Below are 9,025 nucleotides of genomic sequence, written 5' to 3' on the forward strand. Positions count from 1 at the left end.
CCGGGAGGGCCTCTGCCGAGCACGACTCGGCACTACATGTCAGGTCATGGAAGGGCCTCTGCCGAGCATGGCTCGGCACTACCTGTCAGGTCATGGGAAAGCCTCTGCCGAGCATGGCTCGGCACTACACGTAGGCGGGATGGGTGATAATTCGGGCATGAATGCAAATGTCCCCACCGATTCGCTGGTCATCGCCGGCAAAACCTATTCATCCCGGCTGCTGACCGGCACCGGCAAGTTCAAGGATCTGGAAGAAACCCGCCTGGCTACCGAAGCCGCTGGCGCCCAGATCGTCACAGTGGCGATCCGCCGCACCAACATCGGCCAGAACCCGGGCGAGCCCAACCTGCTCGACGTGCTGCCGCCGGACCGCTACGCGATCCTGCCCAATACTGCTGGCTGCTATACCACCGAAGACGCGGTGCGCACCTGCCGCCTGGCCCGTGAGCTGCTGGACGGCCACAACCTGACCAAGCTCGAAGTGCTGGGCGACCAGAAGACCCTGTACCCGGACGTGATGGCCACGCTCAAGGCCGCCGAACAGCTGGTCAAGGACGGCTTCGACGTCATGGTCTACACCTCCGATGACCCGATCCTGGCCAAGCGTCTGGAAGAAATCGGCTGCGCCGCGGTGATGCCGCTGGCCGCGCCAATTGGTTCAGGCCTGGGCATCCAGAACAAGTACAACCTGATCGAGATCATCGAGAACGCCAAGGTGCCGATCATCGTCGATGCAGGCGTCGGCACCGCCTCGGACGCGGCCATCGCGATGGAACTGGGCTGCGACGGCGTGTTGATGAACACCGCCATTGCCGGTGCCCGCAATCCGGTGTTGATGGCCAGCGCCATGCGCAAGGCCGTGGAAGCCGGCCGCGAGGCCTTCCTCGCCGGCCGTATCCCGCGCAAGCGCTATGCCAGCGCTTCCTCCCCCGTTGATGGGCTGATCGGCTGATGACCAATCCTTTTGACAGCGCGGGCTCCAAGGCACCGCCCAAGCCCTTCACCGTTACCGAAGGCCGCCGCGAGATCCGCAGCTTCGTACTGCGCCAGGGCCGCTTCACCCCGGCCCAGCAGCGCGCGTTCGACGACCGCTGGCCGCGCTTCGGCATCGACTTCAATGGCGAGCCGCGTGACCTGCAGGCCACCTTCGGCCGCAACGCCCCCAAGGTGCTGGAAATTGGCTTCGGCAACGGCGCTGCCCTGCGCTACGCCGCGCAGTTCGATACCTCCAAGGACTACATCGGCATCGAAGTGCACGCACCGGGCGTAGGCCGCCTGCTCAATGCGCTGGCCGATGACAATGCCGACAACGTCAAGCTCTACCACCACGACGCGGTCGAGGTGCTGGAGAAGGAAATCGCCGACGGCGCGTTGGACGAGATCCGCATCTACTTCCCGGATCCCTGGCACAAGAAGCGTCACAACAAGCGCCGCCTGGTGCAGCCGGGCTTTGCTGAGCTGCTGGTGCGCAAGCTGCGCGTTGGCGGCCGCCTGCATTGCGCCACCGACTGGGAAGACTATGCCGAGCAGATGTGGGACGTGCTTGACGCCACACCTGGCCTGGTCAACCGCGCCGGCCCGCGTGGCGCGGTGCCGCGCCCGGACTGGCGCCCGCAGACCCACTTCGAAACCCGCGGCCAGAAGCTCGGCCATGGCGTCTGGGATCTGTTGTATGACAAGCCCGGCAACACGGACGCCGGCTGAGTGATGAGGGCGCGATGACAGCTGCACGCTTCCATGAGATAGCCGAACACGCTGCCTGCGCAACGTTGATGGCAGATTGCACTGTCAAACCGTCCCAGCCCTCCTCCTTGAAGTCACTGTCCTGATGGATACCGCGCTGACGCTCACCACCGATATGAAGCTCGTGCTCGGGCTGGTGGGCTTCACGATGGCCATGTTCCTGTTCGAGCGCATCCGCGCCGACGTGGTGGCCTTGGTGGTGATGGTGGTGCTGGGCGTTACCGGCTTGATTGCCCCGGAAGAAATCTTCGGTGGTTTCTCCGGTAACGCGGTGATGAGCATCATCGCCACCACCATTCTTGGCGCTGGCCTGGACCGTACCGGCGCGCTGAACCGGCTTGCCGGCTGGTTGTTGCGACGTTCGCATGGGCTGGAACAACGGCTGCTGCTGCTGACCAGCGCCACCGCTGGCTTGAACTCCTCGTTCATGCAGAACCCGTCGGTGATGGCGCTGTACCTGCCGGTCGCCTCGCGCCTGGCTTCGCGTACCGCACTCACGTTGAAGCGCCAGTTGCTGCCGATTTCCGCCGCCATCGTGATGGGCGGCGCGTTGACCATGGTCGGCAACTCGCCGCTGATCCTGCTCAACGACCTGTTGATGTCGGCCAACAACAACCTGCCCTCCGGCACCGCCACCATCGAGCCGCTGCGCATGTTCGCGCCGCTGCCGATCGGTGTCGCCCTGCTGATTGCCTCGCTGCTGTACTTCCGCTTCTACGGCAGCCGCAAGCTGCAGGAAGAAGAAACCGAAAGCGAAGACGGCCAGGCGCCAGCCCGCACCGAGAGCTACTTCGCCAAGTCCTATGGCATCGAAGGCGACGTCTTCGAACTGCTGGTCACTGCCGAGAGCCCGCTGGTCGGCATGACCGTCGGTGAGGCCGAGAACCTGTTCGACGCGCCACTGCTGCTGGCATTGAAGACCGGCGATGACACCCGCCTGTCACCGCCGGCTGACATGCGCATATGGGTGGGCAGCGTGATCGGCGCGATGGGCCCGCGTCAGCAGGTGTCGGACTTCGCCCAGAACCAGTTCCTGCGCATGTCCTCGCGCTTGAAGCAGCTGGGCGATCTGTTCAATCCTGCGCGCGCCGGCATTTCCGAAGCGGTGGTGCCGCCGACCTCGCGCCTGATCGGCAAAACTGCCGGCGAGCTGCGCCTGCGCAAGGAGCGCGGCATCAGCCTGCTGGCGATCAACCGCGACAAGCAGGTGATCCGCGAGGACGTGCGCAATACCGCACTGCGTGCCGGCGACATGCTGGTCTTCCACAGCATCTGGCAGGACCTGGCTACCGCTGCTGAAAGCCGTGACTTCGTGGTGGTCACCGACTACCCCAAGGGCGAGCAGCGCCCGCACAAATTCAAGATCGCCATGGCGATCTTCGCGCTGACCATCATCATCGCGCTCACCTCGCACCTGCCGGTGGCCTTGACCCTGCTCACCGGCGTAGCCGGCATGCTGCTGACCGGCGTGCTGCGCATGGACGAGGCCTATGCGGCGATCAACTGGAAGACCATCTTCATGATGGCCGGCCTGATTCCGCTGGGCTGGGCAATGGACAGCAGTGGTGCAGCGGCATGGATTGCCGGCCACACCATCGACAAGCTGCCTGCCGGTATACCGGTATGGGCACTGGAGATCGCATTGGCGTTGTTGACCACCGCGTTCTCGCTGGTGATCAGCCATGTCGGCGCGACCATCGTGATGGTGCCGATTGCGGTCAACCTTGCGCTGGCTGCGGGTGGCAATCCCACCGCGTTCGCGCTGATCGTAGCCCTGTCGGCGTCCAACAACCTGATGACCGCGTCCAACCCGGTGATCTCGATGGCGATGGGCCCGGCCAAATACACCCCGCGTGAGATGTGGCGGGTCGGCGGACCGCTGTCGCTGCTCTATACCGCGATCGTGGTGATCATGATCAACATCATGTTCTGAGAGGCTCGGGATCTTGTAGGAGCGGCGTCAGCCGCGAAGCCAGCACACCTGCCGGCGCAAACGGCGGAAAAACACCCGCCACGCAGCGAACAGCGGCTTTTATCGATCACCAGACACTATCGGCCTTGTAGCACTAGTGGCTTCGCGGCTAACGCCGCTCCTACAAAGGCCGCTAGGCCTGTAGAACCGCTTGAGCAGCCTCAGCCCAGCAACACCTTCTCGTCGCTCACCAGCACCGGCACCGCGCGCAGCGAATCGCCTTTGCACGGGCCTGCGACGCAGATACCGCCTTCCAGCTCGAACGAAGCACCGTGCACGGCGCAGACCAGATGCCCTTCGCGGCTCTTGAGGAACTGGCCCGGCGCCCAATCCAGCGCGCGCCCGGCGTGTGGGCAGACGTTCAACCACGCCCGCACCGCATCACCATCGCGGTACAAGACCAAGGTTTCGGCATCGCCATCAATCACTGCCACCACCGCGTGAAAGCCTTGGTCAGGCACGGCGGCCAACGGGCAAAGTTCGATTCCGGAAGCGATGGCGCTGGGCATTGGAACACCGATACGAGTAAGCCGCTTATTGTCGCATGGGCAGTCAAGGCTGGACGAAGCTGACTCACGCCCCTGTCGCGCCCCCTATTCAGACATAAATTAACGACAACTTCACGCAATTGGCCTAATCGCCCCTGATACTCCACAGCAGACTCAACGTCATAGAGCTTTCATGAACATCCGTTACGTCCAATTCGCCAAGCTGCGCAACCTGTTCGAGCCGCGCAAACCGCGCAACCCGTTGGTGCGCATTGCCTTGGGCCTGCTCGGCATCGCAATTCTTGCGGTACTGGTAGTCGGCGGCGTATTCATTGGCGCAGCCATGATCTTGGGCGGCATCGCCTGGAAGCTGTTTGCATCGCGCAAAGCCCGCGCCGTACGCAAGGCCGACCCGACCGTGGTCGACGCCGAGTACCGCGTAGTACGTAAGACCGCCCTGCCGCAGCCGCGCTAAAGCTTTTCTGTAGTGCCGAGCCACGCTCGGCAGGGGCCTTCCCGAAAGCCTCTCCTGTAGTGCGGAGCCATGCTCGGCAGGGGCCTCACCAGTGCGCTCAGGTTGTAGGAGCGGCGTCAGCCGCGAAGCCGACACCACCGAAACTACCGGCATAGCTGCAATCTGATCGACCATCTGCTTCGCGGCTTACGCCGCTCCCACAAATTGGCCTTCGCGCGCAGCGTGCCTACGCTCTACACAGATGCCTGCGTCCGCTAGACTTTTGCGTCGTTTCACCTGGACGCAACCATGACTGATCTGATTCCCGCCCTGCCCCAGCCTCGCATCCCGGTCGCCGGTGGCGGCACCTTCCCGGTGCGCCGCATCTATTGCGTAGGCCGCAATTTTGCCGATCACGCCCGCGAGATGGGCGCTGCCGCACCAGCCTCGGCCAGCGAACGCGGCCAGCCGATGTTCTTCATGAAGCCAGCCGACGCCATCGTGGTCGGCGACACGGCGATCCCCTATCCGCCCGCCACCTCCGACCTGCACCACGAAGTGGAGCTGGTGGTGGCGCTGGGCAAGGATGCGCCGGCCGGTGTACTCGCCGTGGATCAGGCGATGGATCTGGTGCTGGCCTATGGCGTCGGCCTGGACCTGACCCGCCGTGACCTGCAGGCAGCCGCCAAGGCCAAGGGTGGCCCTTGGGATATCGCAAAGGGCTTCGATCATTCCGCGCCGGTCAGCACCCTGGTGCTCGCCTCCGAGATCGGTGACCTGGCGCCGCTGGAGCTGTCGCTGGAAATCAACGGCGAGCTGCGCCAGAAGTCCACGCTGGACCAGATGATCTGGAACGTCGCCGACATCCTGCATGAGTTGTCCAAACTCTACGCGCTGCGTGCCGGCGACCTGATCTTCATGGGCACCCCGGCCGGCGTGGCCGCACTGCAGCGAGGCGACCGTTTCAGCGCACGCCTAGGAAAAATCGCACATCGCGAAGGTTTGATCGCCTGATGACATCCAGTGGAGTAGTCTGCGCCAGCTCCCCTTCATGCTTACCTAGGAAAAACACATGGGAATGATCAGCGAATTCAAGGAATTTGCGATGCGCGGCAACGTCATCGACCTCGCGGTCGGTGTCGTGATCGGTGCCGCATTCGGCAAGATCGTCACCTCGCTGGTCGAGAAGGTGATCATGCCGCCGATCGGCTGGCTGATCGGCAATGTCGATTTCTCGGCATTGGCCTGGACCTTGGCACCGGCAAAGATCGGCGCCGACGGCAAGGAAATCCCTGCCGTGGTGATCGGCTATGGCGACTTCATCAACACGCTGATCCAGTTCGTCATCGTCGCTTTCGCAATCTTCATGCTGGTCAAGGTGGTCAACCGCCTGTCGCGCAAGAAGGAAGAAGCCCCGGCCGCCGCGCCTGAGCCCAGCGAAGAAGTGCTGCTGCTGCGTGAGATCCGCGACGGCCTCAACAAGCACTGACCGCTCTGTAGGTCTGCCAGCAACGGCCGGGAGATTCCCCGGCCGTTGCCGTTTGCAACCTTTAGAACGTCATCGTCATCGACACCTGGGGGCTGACATAAGAGGCGCTGTTGCGCCCTCCCGGCAACGACGCCTGCACACCGAACAGCACACCGACCTGGTCGTTGATGATGTATTCCACGGCCGGCGCAGCACTGAACGCGCGGCTGCGTGCGCCGGTCTGATGCAGCCCTTTCCGCTGACCGGAAGCATCGACGGTGCTGCCATCAATCACATTGCCCGACTGCGTACTGGCAGTCAGATCCAAAGCCAACACCCAGTTGCGGTTGATGCTGTATTCCAGCCCCAATGCGCCACTGACCGCCGCACCCGCGTCGAGCGTGCCGCGAAAGCTCTGCTCGGTGCCATACACGCTGCGCCCGACCAGCGAAACGCTGCCCGGCGACGGGCTCCAGGTGGTCTGCCAGCGCCAGCGCAGCGGCCGCCCATTTGGCATCCACAGCACCTGCTGCCCCAGCAACGACAGGCCGGTGCGATAGACGCCGCTACCCTGTCCGTTGAGCGTGTTCTCACCCAGGCGGTCATGTCGCCCAGTCGCCAGTGATTGGCTCAGCATCGCGGCCAAGGTCATCTTGCTGGTCAATGCATCGCCAGCGCGCAACTGGTAGCGCAGCCGCGCTGCGCTATCACCAATCCGATAGCCATCACTGTGCTGCGCGCCCTGCGCCGAGCGGCTGCCGTTGAGCACCAACTCGCCGGTCAGCTGATCGGTGATACCTCCACTGAGCAACAGGCTCAGCAATTGGCTGCTGTCGTGTGCATCCAGCGTATGGCGATCACCGTGGTCGTCGTACACGCCACTGGTGCGGCTGTAGATCCAATACGGTTGAGCAAAAAACTCGCCTTGCGGCATCGCTGCCGGGCCCGGAGTGACCAACGGCCCGGTAAAACGCACATCGTCCATGGAGTGCGTCTGTGCCAATCCGATTACTGGCAGTACCAGCATCAACAACGTCCCTGCCGTCTTGTGTCGCAATGTCATCAAGTGTTCCTGAGCTATCCACCAAACCGGTGGGGGTGCTCAGGCTCGCTTGTGATGCTGCATCGCAATACGAGAAAAACCCTTGATTGCCTGTCATCGTTTTAGCCGCTCATATCGTCTAGCGGATGCTTGCAAAAGCAGCCAGAAGGGGAACCACCTAGCCAATACCAAGACTTCCACACATCCCAACCGGCACATTCCCCTACGCCAAACCACTGTTACCCTGACTCGACAAATCACCTTGGAATTGACTATGCGTCGCCGCGCTCTTTCCCTTGCCCTCCTGTTGCTGTGCTCCTCGGCCGCTGCCAACGCTGCGCCCACCCATATTCCGCAGCAGGCGCTGACCAAGGCCGCCGAACTGCGCGCACAGGCGCTGGCGGACAACACCGGCTGGCAGGTGGTGGAATCGCTGACCACCGAAGTGGGCCCGCGCATGGCCGGCAGCGAAGCCGATGCACGTGCGGTGGAATGGGCCAAGGCCAAGTTCAAGGCGCTGGGCTTCGACAAGGTTTGGACCGAGCCGGTCACCTTCCCGAAGTGGGAGCGCCGCAGCGAGCACGCCTCGGTACTGGGTGCGCATCCGCAGCCGCTGACCATCACCGCGCTGGGCGGTAGCCCGGCCGGCACGGTGGAAGCCGAGATCGTACGTTTCGAAGGTCTGGATGCATTGAAGGCGGCGCCGGAAGGCTCGTTGACCGGCAAGATCGCCTATGTCGACTTCACCATGACCCGCAAGCGGGATGGCGCTGACTACGGCATCGGCGGCAGCGTGCGCAGCCGTGGCCCGTCCGAGGCGATCCGCAAGGGTGCGGTCGGCTTCATCATGCGTTCGGCCGGTACCGATTCGCACCGCATGCCGCATACCGGCATCACCCGTTTCGACGAAGGCCTGACTCCCGTGCCATCGGCTGCACTCTCCGGCCCGGATGCCGACCAGCTCAACCGTCTGGTCGCGCGCGGTGCTACCCGCATCCGCATCGCATTGGACTGCGGCTGGGACGGCAGCTACACCTCGCAGAATGTGATCGGCGAAATCACCGGCCGCAGCCTGCCCAAGGAAGTGGTCGTGATCGGCGGTCACCTGGACTCCTGGGACCTGGGCACCGGCGCCATCGATGACGGCGCAGGTATCGGCATCACCATGGCCGCCGGCCATCTGATCGGCCAGCTCAAGCAGGCACCCAAGCGCACCATCCGCGTGATCGCCTTCGCAAACGAGGAACAGGGTCTGCACGGTGGCAAGGCCTATGCAGCTGCGCGCGTCGCGGCTGGCGAAATCGTGCAGCAGCACATCGCCGCCGAGAGCGACTTCGGCGCGGGCCGTATTTATGCCTTCAACACCGGCTCGGGCAATCCGGCTGAATCGCGCGAGGCCACCCGCCAGATCGGCGAGGCGCTGGCGCCGCTGGGTATCGAATACCGCGCCAACGAAGGTGGCCCCGGCCCCGACGTAGGCCCGCTGGCGGCCAAGGGCGGTGCCTGGGCATGGCTGGCGCAGGACGGAACCGATTATTTCGACCTGCACCACACCCCGGACGACACCCTGGACAAGATCGACCCGAAGGCATTGGCGCAAAACGTGGCTGCTTACACCGTGTTTGCCTATCTGGCAGCGGAGTCTGAAGGCAGCTTCGGCAGCGAAGCCAAGGATGTGGTGCCGCCGCGGGAGTGATTTTTTGCCCGGTTGAAACAAGAAAGGCGCCGCAGGGCGCCTTTCTTGTTTCGGGTTTCTGTAGTGGGGGGGGGCGGGGGGGGGGGGGGGGAGAGCGAAAAAAACCACCCCACCCGCGGGCGGGGGCGACTTAGTGAAGAGTGGGAGGCGTGGGGGGGGGGG

9 protein-coding genes are annotated in these 9,025 nt (G+C 63.7%); 7 read left to right on the forward strand and 2 right to left on the reverse strand.

All coding sequences use genetic code 11. From position 1 onward, the window contains the following. Window positions 1-157: 157 nt before the first annotated feature. From ACVOLR_RS19440 to ACVOLR_RS19450, 3 genes are all read left to right on the forward strand, one after another. The gene (locus ACVOLR_RS19440) at window positions 158-952 is read left to right on the forward strand and encodes a thiazole synthase (RefSeq protein WP_481537899.1); all 795 of its coding nucleotides are present in this window, start codon (window positions 158-160) and stop codon (window positions 950-952) included. Next, window positions 952-1,704, forward strand: coding sequence for a tRNA (guanosine(46)-N7)-methyltransferase TrmB (gene trmB / locus ACVOLR_RS19445; RefSeq protein ID WP_282272406.1), 753 nt, complete (start codon window positions 952-954; stop codon window positions 1,702-1,704). Before ACVOLR_RS19440 ends, trmB begins: the two co-directional genes overlap by 1 nt. 124 nt (window positions 1,705-1,828) lie before the next feature. Continuing rightward, complete coding sequence (locus tag ACVOLR_RS19450; RefSeq protein WP_481537900.1) at window positions 1,829-3,676, forward strand: SLC13 family permease; 1,848 nt, start codon at window positions 1,829-1,831, stop codon at window positions 3,674-3,676. A 200-nt stretch (window positions 3,677-3,876) separates the two neighbouring features. Here ACVOLR_RS19450 and ACVOLR_RS19455 read toward each other — a convergent pair whose 3' ends face one another. After that, on the reverse strand, window positions 3,877-4,224 hold the full coding sequence (locus ACVOLR_RS19455) for a Rieske (2Fe-2S) protein (protein ID WP_481537901.1): 348 nt from the start codon (window positions 4,222-4,224) through the stop codon (window positions 3,877-3,879). Between the two features lie 172 nt (window positions 4,225-4,396). Between ACVOLR_RS19455 and ACVOLR_RS19460 the strand changes: the two genes are divergently transcribed. From ACVOLR_RS19460 to mscL, 3 genes are all read left to right on the forward strand, one after another. After that, entirely contained in the window at window positions 4,397-4,678 is a 282-nt protein-coding gene (locus tag ACVOLR_RS19460; RefSeq protein WP_481537902.1) for a hypothetical protein, read from the forward strand. 288 nt (window positions 4,679-4,966) lie between these two features. Then, complete coding sequence (locus ACVOLR_RS19465) at window positions 4,967-5,671, forward strand: fumarylacetoacetate hydrolase family protein (protein WP_481537903.1); 705 nt, start codon at window positions 4,967-4,969, stop codon at window positions 5,669-5,671. A 58-nt stretch (window positions 5,672-5,729) separates the two neighbouring features. After that, window positions 5,730-6,146: a large-conductance mechanosensitive channel protein MscL gene (mscL, locus tag ACVOLR_RS19470; protein WP_481537904.1), complete on the forward strand. Its 417-nt coding sequence runs from the start codon at window positions 5,730-5,732 to the stop codon at window positions 6,144-6,146. A gap of 61 nt (window positions 6,147-6,207) precedes the next feature. Here the strand turns inward: mscL and ACVOLR_RS19475 are convergent, their stop codons facing one another. Next, window positions 6,208-7,188: a hypothetical protein gene (locus tag ACVOLR_RS19475; RefSeq protein ID WP_481537905.1), complete on the reverse strand. Its 981-nt coding sequence runs from the start codon at window positions 7,186-7,188 to the stop codon at window positions 6,208-6,210. Window positions 7,189-7,441: 253 nt separating this feature from the next. Here ACVOLR_RS19475 and ACVOLR_RS19480 point away from each other — a divergent pair, with 253 nt between their 5' ends. After that, window positions 7,442-8,863 (forward strand): M28 family peptidase, encoded by a 1,422-nt coding sequence (locus ACVOLR_RS19480; protein ID WP_481537906.1) that lies wholly within the window; start codon window positions 7,442-7,444, stop codon window positions 8,861-8,863. The last annotated feature ends 162 nt before the right edge of the window (window positions 8,864-9,025 follow it).

This window comes from Stenotrophomonas sp. STEN030, assembly GCF_056759995.1.

Coding starts and splice junctions, on each gene's coding strand:
- ACVOLR_RS19455 (WP_481537901.1), bottom strand. CDS start 4,224: ATGCCCAGCGCCATCGCTTCCGGAATCGAACTTTGCCCGTTGGCCGCC.
- mscL (WP_481537904.1), top strand. CDS start 5,730: ATGGGAATGATCAGCGAATTCAAGGAATTTGCGATGCGCGGCAACGTC.
- ACVOLR_RS19480 (WP_481537906.1), top strand. CDS start 7,442: ATGCGTCGCCGCGCTCTTTCCCTTGCCCTCCTGTTGCTGTGCTCCTCG.
- ACVOLR_RS19440 (WP_481537899.1), top strand. CDS start 158: ATGAATGCAAATGTCCCCACCGATTCGCTGGTCATCGCCGGCAAAACC.
- trmB (WP_282272406.1), top strand. CDS start 952: ATGACCAATCCTTTTGACAGCGCGGGCTCCAAGGCACCGCCCAAGCCC.
- ACVOLR_RS19465 (WP_481537903.1), top strand. CDS start 4,967: ATGACTGATCTGATTCCCGCCCTGCCCCAGCCTCGCATCCCGGTCGCC.
- ACVOLR_RS19475 (WP_481537905.1), bottom strand. CDS start 7,188: ATGACATTGCGACACAAGACGGCAGGGACGTTGTTGATGCTGGTACTG.
- ACVOLR_RS19450 (WP_481537900.1), top strand. CDS start 1,829: ATGGATACCGCGCTGACGCTCACCACCGATATGAAGCTCGTGCTCGGG.
- ACVOLR_RS19460 (WP_481537902.1), top strand. CDS start 4,397: ATGAACATCCGTTACGTCCAATTCGCCAAGCTGCGCAACCTGTTCGAG.